This is a genomic window from Enterobacter sp. EC_64 (genome assembly GCF_019584165.1).
Lineage (GTDB): Bacteria > Pseudomonadota > Gammaproteobacteria > Enterobacterales > Enterobacteriaceae > Enterobacter > Enterobacter roggenkampii.
In genome coordinates, this window is the sequence record NZ_VDAS01000093.1 from 1 (window position 1) to 231 (window position 231).

Annotated in this window: 1 rRNA gene; it reads right to left on the minus strand. The window is 51.5% G+C overall.

The annotated features are described in order from the left end of the window. Nucleotides 1-128: 128 nt before the first annotated feature. A 23S ribosomal RNA gene (locus tag FHC52_RS22615) occupies nucleotides 129-231 on the minus strand; the annotation flags it as partial.

Consider the following 231-nt stretch of genomic DNA (forward strand, 5'->3'; position numbering starts at 1 on the left):
TACGGCGTTTCACTTCTGAGTTCGGCATGGGGTCAGGTGGGACCACCGCGCTAAAGCCGCCAGGCAAATTCTGTTAATCTGTATCAGGCTGAAAATCTGTCTCTTCGCCAAAACACCTTCGGCGTTGTAAGGTTAAGCCTCACGGTTCATTAGTATCGGTTAGCTCAACGCATCGCTGCGCTTACACACCCGACCTATCAACGTCGTCGTCTTCAACGTTCCTTCAGGAGA